At 74.7% G+C, this 18,137-nt stretch carries 17 protein-coding genes; 16 read left to right on the top strand and 1 reads right to left on the bottom strand.

Annotation, left to right across the window (positions count from 1 at the left end):
- Window positions 1-120 precede the first annotated feature (120 nt).
- From AB0469_RS02005 to AB0469_RS01940, 14 genes are all read left to right on the top strand, one after another.
- Window positions 121-1,470, top strand: a complete 1,350-nt coding sequence (locus AB0469_RS02005) for a sugar ABC transporter substrate-binding protein (protein WP_366449347.1) — start codon at window positions 121-123, stop codon at window positions 1,468-1,470.
- A complete protein-coding gene (locus tag AB0469_RS02000; protein ID WP_366449346.1) occupies window positions 1,467-2,372 on the top strand; it encodes a sugar ABC transporter permease in 906 nt (301 codons plus the stop codon). The genes AB0469_RS02005 and AB0469_RS02000 overlap by 4 nt, the downstream gene beginning before the upstream one ends.
- Window positions 2,369-3,217, top strand: a complete 849-nt coding sequence (locus AB0469_RS01995) for a carbohydrate ABC transporter permease (RefSeq protein ID WP_366449345.1) — start codon at window positions 2,369-2,371, stop codon at window positions 3,215-3,217. Before AB0469_RS02000 ends, AB0469_RS01995 begins: the two co-directional genes overlap by 4 nt.
- A 2-nt stretch (window positions 3,218-3,219) precedes the next feature.
- Window positions 3,220-5,016, top strand: coding sequence for a glycoside hydrolase family 36 protein (locus tag AB0469_RS01990; protein ID WP_366449344.1), 1,797 nt, complete (start codon window positions 3,220-3,222; stop codon window positions 5,014-5,016).
- On the top strand, window positions 5,013-6,011 hold the full coding sequence (locus tag AB0469_RS01985) for a LacI family DNA-binding transcriptional regulator (RefSeq protein WP_366449343.1): 999 nt from the start codon (window positions 5,013-5,015) through the stop codon (window positions 6,009-6,011). Before AB0469_RS01990 ends, AB0469_RS01985 begins: the two co-directional genes overlap by 4 nt.
- A gap of 43 nt (window positions 6,012-6,054) precedes the next feature.
- Complete coding sequence (gene galT, locus AB0469_RS01980) at window positions 6,055-7,083, top strand: galactose-1-phosphate uridylyltransferase (RefSeq protein ID WP_366449342.1); 1,029 nt, start codon at window positions 6,055-6,057, stop codon at window positions 7,081-7,083.
- Complete coding sequence (galK, locus tag AB0469_RS01975; protein ID WP_366449341.1) at window positions 7,080-8,225, top strand: galactokinase; 1,146 nt, start codon at window positions 7,080-7,082, stop codon at window positions 8,223-8,225. Before galT ends, galK begins: the two co-directional genes overlap by 4 nt.
- Before the next feature lie 431 nt (window positions 8,226-8,656).
- Complete coding sequence (locus AB0469_RS01970) at window positions 8,657-9,445, top strand: crotonase/enoyl-CoA hydratase family protein (RefSeq protein ID WP_366449340.1); 789 nt, start codon at window positions 8,657-8,659, stop codon at window positions 9,443-9,445.
- Window positions 9,446-9,630: 185 nt separating this feature from the next.
- Window positions 9,631-9,807 carry a hypothetical protein gene (locus tag AB0469_RS01965; RefSeq protein ID WP_366449339.1) on the top strand — a complete coding sequence of 59 codons (177 nt, stop codon included), beginning with the start codon at window positions 9,631-9,633 and terminating at the stop codon, window positions 9,805-9,807.
- A gap of 488 nt (window positions 9,808-10,295) precedes the next feature.
- Entirely contained in the window at window positions 10,296-11,972 is a 1,677-nt protein-coding gene (locus AB0469_RS01960) for an FAD-dependent oxidoreductase (RefSeq protein ID WP_366449338.1), read from the top strand.
- On the top strand, window positions 11,969-13,504 hold the full coding sequence (locus AB0469_RS01955; RefSeq protein ID WP_366449337.1) for an ATP-binding protein: 1,536 nt from the start codon (window positions 11,969-11,971) through the stop codon (window positions 13,502-13,504). The genes AB0469_RS01960 and AB0469_RS01955 overlap by 4 nt, the downstream gene beginning before the upstream one ends.
- Window positions 13,501-13,854: a UBP-type zinc finger domain-containing protein gene (locus AB0469_RS01950; RefSeq protein WP_366449336.1), complete on the top strand. Its 354-nt coding sequence runs from the start codon at window positions 13,501-13,503 to the stop codon at window positions 13,852-13,854. Before AB0469_RS01955 ends, AB0469_RS01950 begins: the two co-directional genes overlap by 4 nt.
- 240 nt (window positions 13,855-14,094) lie before the next feature.
- On the top strand, window positions 14,095-15,255 hold the full coding sequence (locus AB0469_RS01945) for a hypothetical protein (protein ID WP_366449625.1): 1,161 nt from the start codon (window positions 14,095-14,097) through the stop codon (window positions 15,253-15,255).
- The gene (locus AB0469_RS01940; protein ID WP_366449335.1) at window positions 15,239-16,009 is read left to right on the top strand and encodes a hypothetical protein; all 771 of its coding nucleotides are present in this window, start codon (window positions 15,239-15,241) and stop codon (window positions 16,007-16,009) included. The genes AB0469_RS01945 and AB0469_RS01940 overlap by 17 nt, the downstream gene beginning before the upstream one ends.
- 19 nt (window positions 16,010-16,028) lie before the next feature.
- On the opposite strand, the gene AB0469_RS01935 is transcribed toward AB0469_RS01940, so the two are convergent.
- The gene (locus AB0469_RS01935) at window positions 16,029-16,766 is read right to left on the bottom strand and encodes an SDR family oxidoreductase (protein ID WP_366449334.1); all 738 of its coding nucleotides are present in this window, start codon (window positions 16,764-16,766) and stop codon (window positions 16,029-16,031) included.
- Between the two features lie 165 nt (window positions 16,767-16,931).
- On the opposite strand from AB0469_RS01935, the gene AB0469_RS01930 reads away from it, so the two are divergent.
- Window positions 16,932-17,507 (top strand): helix-turn-helix domain-containing protein, encoded by a 576-nt coding sequence (locus AB0469_RS01930; protein WP_366449333.1) that lies wholly within the window; start codon window positions 16,932-16,934, stop codon window positions 17,505-17,507.
- Window positions 17,508-17,837: 330 nt separating this feature from the next.
- Entirely contained in the window at window positions 17,838-18,035 is a 198-nt protein-coding gene (locus AB0469_RS01925) for a thiazolylpeptide-type bacteriocin (RefSeq protein ID WP_366449332.1), read from the top strand.
- Window positions 18,036-18,137 lie beyond the last annotated feature (102 nt).

Raw genomic sequence — 18,137 nt, 5'->3', positions numbered from 1 at the left:
TGCAATGGATCAGACAAGCTTGATTGCGCGACCAGACTGAAAGTTTTCACCGATACCTTGCAATTCGATCAGCCGCGTGATTGAGTTCCGGCCAGCCAGCAACCAACGGAGGGGATGCGCATGGAAGTTGACCGTCGCAGCGTGCTGCGGGCGGGCGGCGCGATCGGGGCGGGCCTCGCGCTCGCTGCCGCCGCCGGCTGTTCCGGCGGCTCGGACACCGCAGCGGCCGGCGGGGCCGACGGCGAGAAGGACAAGGGCCGGATCACCGTCTGGTCCTGGCAGGGCCCGGCCGCCGAACTCACGGCGCTGATACCGGAGTTCCACGCGAAGTACCCGGGGATCGAGGTCACCGTCGAGGACATCGGCAACCCGGCCATCTGGGACAAGATCACCACCGGTCTGGCGGCCGGCGGCCAGGGCCTCGCCGACGTCCTGCACATCGGGGTGGACTACCTCCCCGGCTACGTCGAGAAGTTCCCCGGCGGCCTCGCCGACCTGGCGCCGCTGGGCGCGACCGCCCACGAGGACGCCTTCGCCCCGGGCCTGTGGCAGACCGTCTCGCCCGACGGGAAGCGGGTCAACGCCCTGCCCTGGGAGGCCAACTCCGCCGGCTTCTGGTACCGCGCGGACCTCTTCGAGAAGGCCGGGGTGGACGCCGAGGCCCTCCAGACCTGGGACGACACCGTCGAGGCGGGCAAGCAGCTGAAGGCGAGGACCGGCACGTTCCTGATCGGCCTCGACAAGCCCGCCTCCCAGGCCGACGCCGCCAACTTCTTCCAGATGCTGCTCCAGCTCCAGGGCGCCTTCTACTTCGACCTGGAGGGGCGGATCACCCTCGGCTCCCCCGAGGCCGTCAGGGCCATGACCCTGATCAAGACCCTCAACGACGCGGAGCTGGTCGCCGACCTCGCCGGGGGCTGGAACGCCCTGATGAGCGCCCTGAAGCAGGGCACCACGGCAGTCCAGCCCATGCCCACCTGGTTCGGCGGGATCATCGAGGAGCAGGTCCCCGGCGAGGCCGGGAAGTGGAAGGTCCGCCTGCCCCCGGCCGTACGGCGCGGCGGCTCCACCGCCGCCACGGTGAACTCCACCCACCTCGCGGTGGCGGGCGGCAGCAGGCACCGGGCCGCCGCCTGGTCCTTCGTCGAGTTCGCCCTCACCCGCCCGGCCTCACAGGTGCGGATCTACCGCGACAAGGGCATCGCCCCGGCCTTGATGGCCGCCTACGAGGACGCCCTCTTCCACGAGCCCTCCGCCTTCTTCAGCGGTCAGCGCAAGGGCGAGACCTTCCTCGCCGCGCTCAAGGCCCCGCAGCCCGCCTTCGACTACACCGCCGACTACGCCCGCGCCCTGAAGCTGGTCACCGACGCCCAGTCCAAGGTGCTCCTCAAGGGCGCCGACCCGGCCGCCGTGCTCCGGGACGCGGCCGACCAGCTCGCCCGGCAGACGGGCCGCAAGGCCGTCCGGTGACCGCGGTGGACACGGCCGCCCGGGCGGCGGCGCCACCCCGCCGCCGTGCGCGCCGGCGCCCCGCCCCGTACCTCTTCGTGCTGCCCGCCCTGCTGCTGTTCGCGGTGTTCCGGCTCTACCCCATCGCCTCGTCGTTCGTGCTCAGCCTGCACCGGACGGCCGGCGGCACCCGGACGTTCGCCGGCACCGACAACTACGAACGGCTGCTGCACGACCCGCTGTTCTGGACGGCCCTGAAGAACACCGCGGTCCTCCTCGCCGTCCAGGTACCGGTCATGCTGGCCCTGGCCACCGGCCTGGCCGTGGCCCTCGACTCCCGCCTGCTGCGCGGCCGTTCCGTCTTCCGGCTGGGCTTCTTCCTGCCGATGGTCACCGGCCTGGTCGCGTACGGCATCGTCTTCTCCGTCCTGCTCAACAAGGACTACGGGCTCGTCAACTGGCTGCTGGGCCTGCTCGGAGCCGGCCCGGTGCCCTGGCTGACCCATCCCCTGTGGGCGCAGGTCTCCCTCGGCATCGCCCTGACCTGGCACTACACCGGCTACAACGCGGTGATCCTGCTGGCCCGGCTGCAGAGCGTGCCCGCCGAGCTGTACGACGCCGCCGCCGTGGACGGGGCCGCCGGGTGGCGGACGTTCCTGCACGTCACCCTGCCCGGGCTGCGCCCCGTGCTGCTGCTGACGGCGGTCCTGTCCACCGTCGGCACGCTCCAGCTCTTCGACGAGCCGTACGTCCTCACCGGCGGCGGCCCGGACAACGCCACCCTGACCATCGGCGTGTACCTGTACCAGAACGCCTTCAAGTACTTCGACTTCGGCTACGCCTCGGCCGTCGCGTACGCCCTCGCCGTCCTCATCGCCGCCCTCGGGCTGATCCAGTTCCGCGTGCTGGGAGACAAGGAATGACCGCCGCCCCGCTGCCGCCCGGCGCCCGCCGACGGGCCCGGAGCCTGCTGCTGACCTCGGGGCTCGCCATCGCGCTGGCCGTCGTGGCGATCCCGTTCTACTGGCTGGCGGTGGGCGCCACCCACAGCTCCGCCGAGCTCTTCGCCTCCCCACCGCCCCTGCTGCCCGGCGGCCACCTGACGGAGAACCTGCGCTCCCTCCAGGACTCCGCGCAGTTCGGCCGGGTGCTCCTCAACTCCCTGCTGATCGCCACCGTCTACACCGTGTGCGCCGGCGCGGTCTGCACGCTGGCCGGCTACGGGTTCGCCGTCTACCGCTTCCGCGGCCGCGAGGCCCTGTTCGGCCTGCTGATGCTCGGCCTGGTCGTGCCCGCGCAGGTCACCCTGGTGCCGTTGTTCCGGATGATGGCCGACCTGGGCTGGCTGGGCACCTACCAGGCGGTGGTCCTGCCCAACCTGGCGCTGCCGTTCGGCGTCTTCCTGATGCGTCAGTCCATGGCCACGCTGCCCGCCTCCCTGCTCGACTCGGGCCGGCTGGACGGCTGCGGGGAGCTGCGGCTCTTCCTGCGGGTGGCGCTGCCGCCGATGCGGCCCGCCCTGGCCGCGCTGGCGATCTTCCTCTTCCTCTACCAGTGGAACGACTTCGTCTGGCCGCTGGTCGTGCTCCGCGACGGGGCCTCGTTCACCCTGCCGGTGGCCCTCGCCTCCCTCCAGGGCCTGGACGAGACCGACTACGGGGCCATCCTCGCCGGAACCTCCGTCGCGGCCCTGCCCATGGCCGCCGTATTCCTCGCGCTCCAGCGCCATTTCGTCTCCGGCCTGCTCGCCGGCGCCGTGAAGGAGTGACCATGCCGACCGAAACCCCCGCGGCGGCCGCCGACCCGGTGACCACCGCCGGCCTGGCCCCCGCCCCGTACGCCCCGCTGCTCGACACGGTGGAGGTGGCCGTCCTCGCCCGTTCCCCGGGCGCCGCCGTGCCCGCCGAAGCCGCCTGGACCCTCGCCGAACTCCCCGACGGCCTGCGGATGCTGGAGGCCGACACCGGTGGCGCCCCCGCCGAGGTCCGTTTCCGCGTCCCGCTCGGCGACACCGCCGGGTACTGGCACCCGCAGGGCGGCTGGCGGCGCACCCTGGTCGCCGACTGGGAGGGCCGGGCCTCGGTCTCCCTGGTCGACGGGCTCGCCGCCGGCTGCCTCTACGACCACTCCGGGGCCACGCTGCTCACCTTCGCCGCCGCCGACCCCGCCCCCGAGACCACGGTGCGCTTCGGGGTCTCCGAGGAGGAGGACACGCACGTCGTGCACCTGCGGCTGCCCGCCGGCGAGGGGCCGCACCGGGTCCTGCTCGTCCCGGCCGCCCCGTCGGCGGCCGCGGCCCTGCGGCAGCTGCGCGCCTGGTACGCCCGGCAACGGCCGCCGATGCCGGTGCCGGAGGGCGCCCGGACGCCCGTGTACTCCACCTGGTACGCCTTCAACCAGGACGTCGGGGCCGGGGAGGTCGAGACCCAGGCCGCACTCGCCGCCGGCCTGGGCTGCGGGACCCTCATCCTGGACGACGGCTGGCAGGAGTACGGCCACGGCCGCGGCTACGCCGGCCTCGGCGACTGGCGGCCCGACCCCGCCGCGTTCCCCGACTTCACCGCCCATGTCGCCCGGGTCCGCGCCCTGGGCCTGCGCTACCTGGCCTGGACCGCCCCGCTGCTGCTCGGCCCGGGCGCCGACTGCCACGCCCGCTGGGCCCCGTACGCCCCCGTCCCCGCCACCGTGCCCGGCGCGCACGTCCTCGACCCGCGCCGGCCCGAAGTCCGCCGCCACGTCGTGGACCTGTGCGTCCGGCTGGTCCGCGACCACGGGCTGGACGGGCTGAAGCTCGACTTCCTGGACCAGGCGATGGTCTACGCGGGCGACGGCGGCCCCGACGTGGGCCGCGCCATGGCAGGCCTGCTCGGCGAGGTGCGCACGGCGCTGGAGGAGGTCCGCCCCGAGGGGCTGCTGCTGGAGCTGCGCCAGCCCTACACCGGGCCCGGCACCGCCCCCTTCGGCAACATGCTGCGCTCCTTCGACTGCCCGGCCGACGCCACCGCCAACCGGGTGCGCACCCTGGACACCGGCCTGCTCGCGGTGGGCGGCGCCGTCCACTCCGACATGCTGCTGTGGTCCCCGCAGGCCCCCGTGGAGGCGGTCGCCCGGCAGCTGATCGGCGCCCTCCACGCCGTTCCGCAGCTGTCCGTCCGCCTGGACCGGCTCCCGCCGGCGCACCGGGACGCCGTCGCGTTCTGGCTGCGGTGGTGGCGGACCCACCGCGCGGCGCTGCTGGACGGGGAGGTGGAGCCCGGACGGCCCGACGAGCTGTACCCGCTGGTGCGGGCGAGCGACGGCGACCGCTGCGTGGTCACCGTCCACGGCCGGGTGGTGGTCCCCCTCGACCTGGCCGCCCACCGCCGGGTGGAGCTGGTCAACGGGTCCGCTCACCAGACCCTGACGCTGTCCGTACGGGGCGGTCCGGCCGAGGTCGCACGCGTGATCCACGCCCCGGACGGCCGTATCATCGAGTCCGCGTCGGCCCTGTTCGGGGAGGGGCCGCACACGCTGGCCGTCCCCCGCGGCGGCCTGGCGTCGATCACGGTCACGGAAGGACGGCGATGAAGGTAGGGATCACCGACGTCGCGGCCCGCGCGCAGGTCAGCGAGGCGACGGTCAGCCGGGTCGTCAACCGCCGCCAGGGCGTGTCGCGCAAGACCCGGGAGGCGGTCGAGCGGGCGATGGCCGAGCTGGGCTACGAGCGCACCACCCAGGGCCGGTTGGTGGCCGTGGTCACCGACCACGTGTCGAACCCCTTCTTCGCCGAGGTCGCCGAGCGCATCGAGTCGGCGCTCGCCCCGCACGGGCTGAAGACGGTCCTCTGCCCCGCCTTCGCGGGCGGGGTCCAGGAACTCGACTTCATCTCCTCCCTGGTGGACAAGGGCATCGCCGCCGTGGTCTTCCTCTCCGCCTCCAACACCGTCGAGGGCGCCGACACCGAGGCCTACGAGGTGCTGCGCCAGCGCCGGGTCCCGTACGTGGGCGTCAACGGCGAGTTCGCCGACGGGGTGGCGGTCCCGGTGTTCTCCACCGACGACCTGCTCGCCGCCGAACTGGCCGTGGACCACCTGTACCGGCTGGGGCACCGCAGGATCGGCATGGCGTCCGGCCCGGCCGGCAACCGCCCCGCCGACCGCCGGGTCCAGGGCTTCCTGGCCGCCATGGCCCGGCGCGGGATCGAGGACGCCGGGCGCCGGGTGATCCGCCAGTCGTACACCGTGGAGGGCGGGCAGGCCGCGGCCGCCGCGCTGCTGGAGCTCGGCGCCACCGCGATCGTCGCCGCCAGCGACTGGATGGCGCTCGGCGCGATCCGCGGGATCCGCCGGCAGGGCCGGTCCGTCCCGCAGGACGTGTCGGTCGTCGGCTACGACGGCACGGGCGTCACCGAGTTCACCGACCCGCCGCTGACCACGGTCCGCCAGCCCGCCGACCGGCTGGCGCTGGAGGTGGGGCGCAGCGTGCTCGCGCTGGTCGGCAACCGGGAGGTGCCCACCGGGGAGCTGCTCTTCGACCCCGAGCTGGTCATCCGCGCCTCCACCGCCCCGGCCGGCCCTTCCTGACCGCTCCCTTCCCCGCGCACTCCCCCGACAGACAGGCGAGGACGTGTACACGACCGTCACCGAGCTCGCGGACGGCCGCGAGCTCATCTACTACGACAGCGCCCCCGGCCGGGACCGCTCGGCCGCGGACCGGCGCCCCCTGGACCGCGTCGGGAGCAGCCCGGAGCTGCGCCGGGACCCGGCCACCGGTGACTGGGTCACCATCGCGGCCCACCGGCAGACCCGCACCTACCACCCGCCCGCCGACGCCTGCCCGCTGTGCCCCTCGCGGGACGGGCTGCAGAGCGAGATCCCGGCCGCCGACTACGAGGTGGCCGTCTTCGAGAACCGTTTCCCCTCGCTCTCCGGCGATGCCGGGCGGTGCGAGGTGGTGTGCTTCACGCCCGAGCACGCGGCGGGCTTCACCGACCTCACCCCCGAGCGGGCCCGGCTGGTGCTGGACGCCTGGACCGACCGCACCGCCGCGCTCCGCGCCCGTCCCGGCGTGGCGCAGGTGTACTGCTTCGAGAACCGCGGCGCGGAGATCGGCGTCACCCTGCCGCATCCGCACGGCCAGATCTACGCCTTCTCCGTCCCCACCCCGCGCACCGCCAAGCACCTCGCGGCGGCGGCCGCCCACCGGGCCGCCACCGGGCGGAACCTCTTCGAGGACCTCCTCGCCGAGGCCCGCTCCGCCACGGAGCGGGTGGTGCTGGCCGGGGAGCACTGGACGGCCTTCGTCCCGTACGCCGCCCGCTGGCCCTACGAGGTCCACCTCTACCCGCACCGCAGGGTGCCCGACCTGACCCGCCTGACCGAGGCGGAGCGGGCCGAGTTCCCCGGCCTCTACCTGGACCTGCTGGGGCGCTTCGACGGGCTGTTCGGGCTGGCGGAGCCCACCCCGTACATCTCCGCCTGGCACCAGGCGCCGACGGCGGGCGGAGAGGAACTCGCCCTGCACCTGGAGCTGTTCACCGTCCGGCGGACCGCCGACAAGCTCAAGTACCTGGCCGGGACGGAGTCGGGGATGGACGCGTTCATGAACGACGTGTCGCCGGAGACGGCGGCGCGGCGGCTGCGGGAGGCCCGGTGAACGCGCGGGTGGTGCGGGACTTCGGGCGGGTCCACGGGGGTGCTCCCGAGGGTTTGTGGGCCGCTCCGGGGCGGGTCAACCTGATCGGCGAGCACACCGACTACAACGACGGCTTCGCCCTGCCCATGGCCCTGCCGCAGACCGCCGTGCTCGCCGCCCGCCGCCGCCCCGACGGGCTGCTGCGGCTGCACAGCGCCCAGGGCGACGGCGCCGTCACCGAGCTGCGGGTGGCGGACCTAGCCCCGGGCGCGGTGCCCGGCTGGGCCCGTTACCCGGCCGGGGTGGTCTGGGCGCTGCGCGAGCGGGGGCTGTCCGTCGGGGGCGCGGACCTGCACCTGGACAGCACGGTTCCGACGGGGGCCGGGCTGTCGTCGTCGGCGGCGCTGGAGTGCGCGGTGGCCGTGGCGTACGAGGAGCTGTACGGGCTGGGGCTGGGCCGGCCGGAGCTGGCGCGGGTGGCCCAGTACGCCGAGAACGCCTTCGCGGGGGTGCCCTGCGGGGTCATGGACCAGATGGCCTCGGTCTGCTGCACCGAGGGCAGCGCCCTGCACCTGGACAGCCGGAGCCTGGAGGTCCGGCAGGTGCCGTTCGACCTCGGGGGGCACGGGCTGCGGCTGCTGGTGCTCGACACGGGGGTCAAGCACGACCTGGCCGACGGGGCGTACGCCGCGCTGCGGGCGGGCTGCGAACGGGCGGCGCGGCTGCTGGGCCTGCCCGCCCTGCGGGACCTCGCGGAGCCGGAGCTTCCAGGGGCGCTGGGGCGCCTGCCGGCGGATCTGGTCCCGCTGGTCCGGCACGTGGTGACGGAGAACGCGCGGGTGGCCCGGGCGGTGGAGCTGCTGACGGCGGGCGGACCCGGGGCGCTGGGCCCGCTGCTGACGGCGGGCCACGCCTCGCTGAGGGACGACTACGGGGTCTCCTGCCCGGAGACCGACCTCGCGGTGGCGGCCGCCGTCGCGGCGGGGGCGCTGGGCGCCCGGATGACGGGGGGCGGCTTCGGCGGCTCGGTGATCGCGCTGGTGCGGGCCGACGGGGCCGCTGCCGTGGCCGGCGCCGTGGCGGACGCCTTCGCGGCGGCCGGGTTCGGGGCTCCGTCCGTACTGGAGGCCGTACCGGCGGCGGGCGCCCGCCGGATCGGCTGACCCGCACGGCGCGCCGGCGGAACGGCGCCGGCCGCCGAGGACGGGCGGCTCCCCCGAACCTTGGCCCGCGGGCGGCAGGAGGCCGGATCCCCGCGGCCGACCCGACGCCGGAACCCCAGGGCCGGGCAGGGCGCCGGAACCCCAGGGCCGGCCCGGGCGCCGGATGCCCGTGGCCAGCCCGACGCCGGAAACCCAGGGCCGGCCAGGCGCCGGAACCCACGGCCGGCCCGGGCGCCGGATGCCCGTGGCCAGCCCGACGCCGGAAACCCAGGGGCGGGCAGGCGCGGGATCCCCAGGGCCGGCCCGGCGACGGATCTCCGGAGTCGGGTCGGCGCCGGATGCCCGTGGTCGGCCCGGCGCCGGGTCTCCGGGGACGGGTGGGGGTTCGGCCGGGCCTGTTCAGCTGGCGGCGGGCGGGCGAGAATGCCGCCATGACCGAACCCGATGCCGCCCCCGCCGTCCGTGTCGAGCGGGACGGGGCCGTGACCACGGTGGTGCTGTCGCGGCCCGCGGCCCGCAACGCCGTGGACGGGCCGACGGCACGTCGCCTGGCGGACGCCTTCAGGGAGTTCGAGGCGGACGGGTCGGCGTCGGTCGCGGTGCTGTGGGGTGAGGGCGGGACGTTCTGCGCGGGCGCCGACCTCAAGGCCGTCGGGACCGCGGACGGCAACCGCGTCGAGCCGGAGGGCGACGGTCCGATGGGCCCGACCCGGCTGCGGCTGACCAAGCCGGTGATCGCGGCCGTCGCGGGCCACGCCGTGGCCGGCGGGCTGGAGCTGGCGCTCTGGTGCGATCTGCGTGTGGTGGAGGAGGACGCGGTCTTCGGGGTGTTCTGCCGCCGCTGGGGCGTGCCCCTCATCGACGGGGGCACGGTCCGGCTGCCCCGCCTGATCGGCGAGAGCCGGGCGATGGACCTGGTCCTGACCGGCCGTCCGGTCCCGGCCGCCGAGGCCCACGCGATCGGGCTGGCCAACCGCCTCGTGCCGCCCGGGCAGGCCCGTCGGGCCGCCGAGGAACTCGCGCGGGAGATCGCCGCCTTCCCGCAGCTGTGCCTGCGCCACGACCGGCTCTCCGTGCGGGAGCAGCACGGGCTGGCGGAGGGCGAGGCGCTGGCGAACGAGCTGCGGCACGGGATGGTGCCCCTGTCGGCCGGCGAGACCCTCTCGGGTGCCGCCCGCTTCGCCTCCGGGGCCGGGCGGCACGGCTCCTTCTCCGACTGAGCCGCCGGAACAGCCGGCCCCTGCTGACGGCCGTCCTGGACGGCACCCCGCCCGCGGGGGCGCTGCGGCTGCCGGAGCCGCCCCCGGGCACGGCACTGCGGCTCGGCGTCCGGGCCGTCCGCCCCGACCCGCTCCGATGCCTGGTGCACGCCTCCGGCGGGGAGGCACACCCGTACGACCGCCCCGTGCCGGCCACCGGCGCCGCACCCGTCCTCCCCGGACCGGGCTGGGCGCGCTCGGCGGACGGGCGGCTCGCGCCCGGGGTGCGGCCGCGCGACGAGCTCGCCGCCGGGGGCGGCCCGGCCACGGTGAACGCGGCGGCTTCCTCGTCGACGCCCGCTGCCGTACCGCGGACCCGCTGATCCGGGCCGTCGGCGACTGCGCCGCCGTCGACTGCCACGGCCTGGTCGGCCCCGGCTACCACAGGGCCGAACCGGTGGCCCGGGACCTGGCCGGCGAGGACCCCGGCCCCGCCTTCGCCGATCCCGGCCTGTCCACCAAGCTGAAGCTGCCGGGCGTGGAGTCGGCGGCTTCGGCGACGCCCACGCCCGCACCGCCGGGGCGCTGGAGTCCATCCGCACCGACCGCGGCGGCTCCCGCCACGCCAAACCGGTCCTCGACGCCTCCACCGGCGCCCTCCCGGCGGGCGACACGACGGCGTACGCCACCCTCCGCACCCTCCTCGGCCACCCCTCCCGGGCCCCCCGGACCCCCTCCTGGCCGGGTACCGGCCCTGACCGCCCCGCTCGCGCCGCCTCGTGCCGGAGCGGCCCCGGGGGATCGCACCTACGATGGGCGGGAGCCCGCTCGGGCAGCCGGCGGGCGTCCCGGGCGCGCAGGGCGGAGGAGCATGGCACAGGCCGGCGACGCGGCGCGGATCGTCATCCTCACGGTGGACGACGACCCGGGGGTGTCCCGTGCCATCGCCCGCGACCTGCGGCGGCGCTACGGGGGCGGGTACCGGATCGTGCGCGCCGAGTCCGGGGAGTCCGCGCTGGAGGCGCTGCGCGAGCTGAAGCTGCGGGGCGACCTGGTCGCCGTCCTCCTCGCCGACTACCGGATGCCGCAGATGAACGGCGTCGAGTTCCTGGAGCAGGCCCTCGGCGTGTACCCGGGGGCCCGGCGGGTGCTGCTGACCGCGTACGCCGACACCCACGCGGCCATCGACGCGATCAACGTCGTCGACCTCGACCACTACCTGCTCAAGCCGTGGGACCCGCCGGAGGAGAAGCTCTACCCGGTCCTGGACGACCTGCTCACGGCCTGGCGCTCCAGCGACCACCGGCCGGTGCCGGCCACCAAGGTGGTCGGGCACCGCTGGTCGGCGCGCTCCTCCGAGGTGCGGGAGTTCCTGGCCCGCAACCAGGTGCCCTACCGCTGGTACTCCTCCGACGAGCCCGAGGGGCGGCGGCTGCTGGAGGCGGCCGGGGCCGACGGGCTGCGGCTGCCCCTGGTGGTCACCGCCGGCGGGGACGCCCTGGTCGAACCGGACGTGCCGGAGCTGGCCGCCCGGGTGGGACTGGCGACCACGCCGGCCTCCGCCTTCTACGACCTCGTCGTCATCGGCGGCGGCCCCGCCGGGCTGGGCTCGGCGGTGTACGGGGCGTCCGAGGGGCTGCGCACCGTCCTGGTCGAGCGGTCGGCGACCGGCGGCCAGGCCGGCCAGAGCTCCCGCATCGAGAACTACCTGGGCTTCCCCGACGGGGTCTCCGGCGCCCAGCTCACCGAGCGCGCCCGCCGCCAGGCCACCCGGTTCGGTGCCGAGATCCTGACGGCGCGCGAGGTCACGGGGCTGGAGGTCAACGGCCCGGCGCGCGTCGTGCGGTTCTCCGACGGCTCCTCGGTGGCCGCGCACAGCGTCATCCTGGCCACCGGGGTCTCGTACCGGCAGCTGGGCGCTCCGGGCTGCGGGGACCTGACCGGGCGCGGGGTGTACTACGGCTCCTCGCTCACCGAGGCGGCCTCCTGCGAGGGGCACGACGTGTACGTCGTCGGCGGCGCCAACTCCGCGGGCCAGGCGGCGGTGTACCTGGCGCGGGGCGCGAAGTCGGTGACGCTGCTGGTGCGCGGGGAGTCGCTGGCGGCGTCGATGTCGTACTACCTGATCCAGCAGATCGAGGAGGCACCGAACATCGCGGTGCGGCCCCGGACCGTCGTGGACGCGGCACACGGCGAGGGGCACCTGGAGGGCCTGACCCTGCGGGACGCCGCGACCGGCGCCACCGAACGCGTCGACGCGCAGTGGATGTTCGTCTTCATCGGCGCGGCCCCGCTGACGGACTGGCTGGACGGAACGGTGCTGCGCGACGAGCACGGCTTCATCCTGGCCGGGCCGGACCTCACGCCGGACGGGCGGCCGCCGGCCGGGTGGGAGCTGGACCGGCCGCCGTACCACCTGGAGACCAACGTCCCCGGGGTGTTCGTGGCGGGCGACGCGCGCGCCCAGTCCGCGAAGCGGGTCGCGTCGGCGGTGGGTGAGGGAGCCATGGCCGTCATGCTCGTCCACCGCTATCTGGAGCAGTCATGAGCGCACGGGAAGTGTCCTGCGACCCGCGGGAGATCGGCTCGCTGTTCCTGTTCGAGAAGCTCTCGCCGGAACAGCTCGGGAGGCTGTGCTCCGAAGGCCGGGTGGAGCGTTTCGAGGCCGGTCCCGTGTACACCGAGGGCGAACCGGCCACCTGCTTCTACGTGATGCTCGAGGGGACGGTCGTCCTCTACCGGCGGGTCGGCGCCGACGACGTCGAGGTGAGCCGGACCTCGCAGCGCGGGGTGTACGCGGGGGCCATGCAGGCGTACCTGGGCGACCGGGTCCCGCAGACGTACGTCAACTCCATGCGGGTGACCGGGCCGACGCGGTTCTTCGTGCTGTCGGCGCAGTCGTTCGCGGACATCATGCAGGAGTGGTTCCCGATGGCCGCGCACCTGCTGGAGGGCCTGTTCTTCGGGGCGAAGGACACCCAGCGGGCCATCGGGCAGCGCGAACGGCTGCTGGCGCTGGGCTCGTTGTCGGCCGGGCTCACGCACGAGCTCAACAACCCGGCCGCGGCGGCCGTGCGGGCCACGGCGGCGCTGCGCGAGCGGGTGGGCAAGATGCGGCACAAGCTGGCCGTCATCGCCCGGGGCCCGTACTCGCGCGAGGCCCTCGCCGAGCTGATCGAGATCCAGGAGCGGACCGCCGAACGCGTCGCCAAGGCGCCGGTGCTGAGCCCGCTGGAGGCCTCCGACCGGGAGGACGAGCTCTCCGACTGGCTGGAGGACCACGGCATCCCGGAGGGCTGGCGCATCGCGCCCGCCTTCGTCCAGGCCGGACTGGACACGGACTGGCTGGAGCAGGTCGCGGCCACCGTGGCGCAGGACATCCTGCCGGGGGCGATCGGCTGGCTCAACTACACGGTGGAGACCGAGCTGTTGATGGACGAGATCGACGACTCCACCACCCGCATCACGCACCTCGTGGACGCGGCCAAGCAGTACGCGCAGCTCGACCGCGCCCCGCACCGCGACGCCGACGTCCACGAACTCCTCGACAGCACCCTCCTGATGCTCTCGGGCAAGATCGGCCCCCGGGTGCGGGTGGTCAAGGAGTACGACCGCACCCTGCCCGAGGTGCCGGCCTACCCGGCGGAGCTCAACCAGGTGTGGACCAACCTCATCGACAACGCGGTGTCCGCCATCGGGAGCGCCGGCGGCGAGGGCACCCTGACGGTCCGCACCGCGCGGGAGGGCGACCGGCTGCTGGTGGAGTTCCGCGACACGGGACCGGGCGTGCCCGCGGAGATCCGCGACCGCATCTTCGACCCCTTCTTCACCACCAAGCCGGTCGGCGAGGGCACGGGGCTCGGACTCGACATCTCCTGGCGGATCGTGGTCAACAAGCACCACGGAAGCCTCCAGGTGGAGTCCGTACCCGGCGACACCCGGTTCCGGGTCCTGCTGCCGCTGACCGCGCCCGAGGAGGACGCCGGATCCGGCCCGGACGGCGCCACCGACACCGACACCGACACCGACACCGACACCGACACCGACACCGCGGACCAGACGCAGGAGGAGCCCGCATGACCGAGATCGACGGGATCGACCCGGGCGTCCCGCCCAGCGGCACCGGCTGCGCCGACTGCGACGCGGTGGGCGGCTGGTGGTTCCACCTGCGGCGCTGTGCGCTGTGCGGCCACGTCGGCTGCTGCGACTCCTCGCCCGCCCAGCACGCCACCGGCCACTGGAAGGCCACCGGGCATCCGCTGGTCCAGAGCTTCGAGCCGGGCGAGGCCTGGTTCTGGGACTACGCCACCGACACCCTGTACGAGTCCGGGCCCGGCCTCGCCCCGCCGGACGGCCACCCCGCCGACCAGCCGGCCCCCGGCCCCGCGGGCCGCGTACCGCAGGACTGGCCGAGCCGCCTCCACCGCTAGGCCGCGGCTCGGCGGGAGCGCGCACAGCCGTGGAGGAGCACCCCTGGTCCAAGGCCTCTCGTGGCTGCCCGCACAATGGCTTCGACCGGCCGGCGGACCAGGAAGGGCCTCATCGTGGACGACGTCTCCCCGTACCGGCGGGCGACCCCCCGCTCCGCCCCGGCCGGAGACGGCGGGCGGGGCCGGCCGGCGGAAGCCCGCATCGAGGACGCCGGCAACGTCCTGGTCGCGCCTTCGGCGTTGCGGGACACCGACGTGGTCAGGGACTTCTTCGGATCCGTGATCACCCCGGAGGAACTCGTCTCCGGTTCGCCCGACCTCGCGCGCAAGACCGTCTACCTGTGCGGCGACGCGTCCGGGATCGACAGCCGCCGACTGGGCGCGGCCGCCCGGGTGTTCGTCGTCCGGGAGCCGTCGCACGGTGGCCGCGGTGACGCCGGCCACCCCTGGACCCCCGTCGGCCCCGGCCGGGTCCCCGTGCGCGTCCACGGCGCCGGCGTGTACTACCGCCGCTTCTTCGAACCCGGCGACGACCACTTCGGGCGGATCCGCGCGGAGCACGTCTTCCAGTCCCTGACGGAGTCCACCAAGCCCGGAACCGCCCATCGCAGCGGGATCTACCTGACGCCCGTCCGGCGCGACGGCGACGCACTGCACTTCCGCCTGCTCCGGTGCTCCACGAACCTCTCGGGGCCGACCGAGGGGTTCCGCCCGACCGACACGCACATCGTCGGGGCCCTGAACCGCGAGGCCGCCGCCGTCTTCCGCGACCAGGCACCGCTCAACCACGTCCTCGCCCAGATCTACCACAACACCCGTGCCACGGCGGAGCGCAGACAGTCCAAGGCCAGGATCTCGGCCCATGCCGACAAGACCAAGGACATGCCCGCCAACGGCATCATGGCCTTCTGCACCTTCTACGACCGGCTCGACGGGCTCCGGCCCCTGGCCGACGACGCCTTCGACCACGGGGTGGAGGGGGTCAGCGGGCTGACCAGACTCCACTTCCGCCTCAAGGAGCCGGCCGCGGAGGGCGGCGCGGCCGCGCTGCCCCCGAAGTTCACCGTGACCCTGTACCCGGGCTCCGTGTTCTTCGTGCCGCTGTCCACCAACCGCCTGTACACGCACGAGATCCGGCCGTCGGCGCTGGACGCCGGCCTGCTCCCGACCCGTCTGGGGTACGTGGTCCGCTGTTCGAGCACCGAGGCGGTGCACCAGGACGGCCACACGTTCCTCAAGACGGCCGGGGATCCGGTGAGGCTGGAGCCGCCCACCCCGGCCGGCATGGACGATCTGCGCAGGCTGTACGCCGAGGAGAACCGGACCTCGTCCTCCGTCGACTACGGCGGGAAGTTCCTCTTCAGCATGAACTCGGGAGACTACGTTGCCCCCCACGTCTGAGATCGCGGACGGGATCGTCTCCTGCGCCCTGCCGGCCGGGGAGGACCTCTTCGCGGAACTGTCCGGGTCGGTCCGCTGGGAAGACGTGGGCAAGGGCCGGCGGGGCGCCGTGCTCACCAGGGTCGACGAGGCCGGCGGGGTGCCCCTGGTGCGCACCACCACCCGGTACGCCGGCCCCGCGCAGCGCTTCCGTGCCGTCCACGAACGGCTGGCGCGGCGGGTCCAGGAGGGTGCGGCGCTTCCGGTCGGCTTCAACAACGCCCTCGTCGAGCGCTACACGAACGCCTACACGACCATGGGCAGTCATTGCGACCAGGCCCTCGACCTGGCCGACGACTCGTTCATCGCCGTCTTCTCCTGCTACGAGCACCCCGACGCGGGCCCGCCGAGGAAGCTGGTCTTCGAGTCGAAGGAGTCCGGGGGCGGGAGGTTCGAGATCCCCCTGGCCCACCACGGCGTCGTCGCGTTCTCCACCGGCTCGAACCGGCGCCTCCGACACAGGATCGTCCTGGACAAGCCCGTTCCGGCGGCGGACAACACCTGGCTGGGCGTGACGTTCCGCACGTCGAAGACCCTCGTCCGGTTCCACGGCGGCCACGGACACCTCCCGCAGGGCGCGCGCCTCGCGCTGGCCGACGAGGAGCAGAGGAGCGAGTTCTACGGGCTGCGGCGCCGCGAGAACAGGGAGACGGACTTCGCCTACCCGCCGCTCGCGTACACCGTCAGCGAGAGCGATCTGATGCCGCCGGTCTGACCGCCGCCCGGCGGGGGCGTCAGGACTGGGCGGTGGGGCGGACGACGATCTCGCCCACGTCGACGCCCGGCGGCTGCTCGATCGCGTAGGCGATCGCCGAGGCCACGGCGGAGGGCGGCATCGCGATCTCGTCGCGCAGCCGGGTCATCTCGGCCGCGACCCGGGGGCCCGCGCCCTTGCCCACGCCCTCCGTGTGGGTGAAGCCGGGCGAGACGAGGGTGACGCGCAGGTCGGGGCCCGCTTCCTGGCGCAGGCCCTCGGTGAGCACCTTCACCGCCGTCTTCGTGGCGGCGTAGACCGCCTGGGGGGACTTGACCGTGTGGGCGGCGGTGGAGCCGACGTTGACGAACTGGCCCGAGCGCTGGCGGCGGAAGACGGGCAGGGCCGCCGCGATGCCGTTGAGGAGGCCGGTGACGTGCGTGGCGACCATGGCGTCCCAGTCGTCCTGGCGGAGGTCGTCGAACGGCGAGACGGCCATCGTGCCCGCGTTGGAGACGAGCACGTCGAGCCGGCCGTGGCGGTCGAGGGCCGTGTCCGCGAGGCGCCGGAGGTCCTCGCGGCGCGTGACGTCGACGAGGACGCCGACCGCCGTGCCGCCCCGGGCCCTGATGCGGTCCACGACCGCGTCCAGCCGGTCCGGCCGGCGGGCGCCGAGGACGAGCCGGGCGCCCCTCTCGGCGAGGTGGACCGCCGTGGCCTCCCCGATGCCGCTGCTGGCGCCGGTGATGGCGATGACCTTGTCCTGGATGCCCGACATGAGCGAACGGTTTCCTCTCGGGGAGCGGGGTGCGGGGTGCGCGGGCCGGGACACCGGCCTACAGTACGGAGACAAGCGGGGGGTTCCCCACTTACTGGAGATTAAGTGGGGGCCCCTCCGTTTGGCAACGGGGAACGGCTCCCGGGAAGAGGGAGGCGGGCAGTGATGGCCGACGGAGCGCCCCGACCGCTGCGGGCCGACGCACGGCGCAACCGGGAGAAGATCCTCGCCGCCGCCGTGCGCGTGTTCACGACGCGGGGGCTGGACACCGGGATGGAGCGCATCGCCGCGGAGGCCGGCGTGGGCAGCGCGACCCTGTACCGCAACTTCCCCTCCCGCGAGGCCCTCGTCGAGGCCGTCTACCGCGACGAGGTGGCCCGCCTGTGCGACGCGGCCCCCGCCCTGCTCGCGCAGCGGCCGCCCGAGGAGGCGTTGCGCGCGTGGACCCGACTCTTCCTGGACTACGTCACCGCCAAGTACGGCATGATCGACGCCCTGCGCGCCATGGCCGCCAGGGGAGGCGACCCCTACGGCCACAGCCGGGAGATGATCCGGGAGGCCATCGCCTCCCTCATGGAGGCCTGCGCGGCCGCCGGGGCGATCCGCACCGACATCCGGCCCACCGACCTCGCCGCCGCCCTGGAGGGCATCGCCCTCACCTCGGCGGGCGCCGAGCACCGCCAACAGGCCGAGCGCCTCCTCGACCTCACCCTGGACGGCCTCGCGGTCCGGCGCGGCTGACCCCCGGACGCGTGCCGCCGGGCCGGGCACACGCGCCCGGTCCGGCGCGAGAACGGACGTGCGGCGGGGCCGGGTGGGAGGCCTCCGGGCGCACGGTTCGGGCCGGGGTGGCGGGATGCGGGCGGTCCGGGGCGGCGGGGGCGGCGGCCGGCCCGGGCGCGGGGCGCGTCGCGGCCGGTTTCGGTCACGTTCCCCGATTCCACGTGGAGTGACGCCGGTATGTCGAAATCCGTGCGCTGCGCCCGGATCGCCCCCGGAGCTACGGTTGCCTGGCTTGTCCGTCACACGGATCCGGCCATTCCAAGTCGTCCCACATCAGGGGGAGTTCCCATGGCAGATTTCGACGCGGCCACGTTGTTCGAGGCCCACGACCTGGACCTCGGTGACATCACCGTCACCTCGATGCGCGACACCGCCGACGTTTCGGCCTTCGCGAAGAGCTGCTCCACGGCCACCTGCGGCATCCCCACGGCCTGTGCCTGCCACGGCAGCATGCAGCAGGTGCAGACCGTCCCCGGCGTCGTCTGAGCCGACCCCGCCGGCCGCCCGCCCGGCGTCCTCACGGGGGGCGCGGGGCGGGCGCTCCCGTGCCGACCCCGTCCAGGCCGAGCCGGAAGGACCCCGGGACGC

Origin of the sequence: Streptomyces sp. NPDC093801, from assembly GCF_040701585.1 — a bacterium.
Lineage (GTDB): Bacteria > Actinomycetota > Actinomycetes > Streptomycetales > Streptomycetaceae > Streptomyces.
The sequence above is the reverse complement of the archived record's forward strand: the minus strand, read 5'-3'. Positions and strand labels throughout refer to the sequence as shown.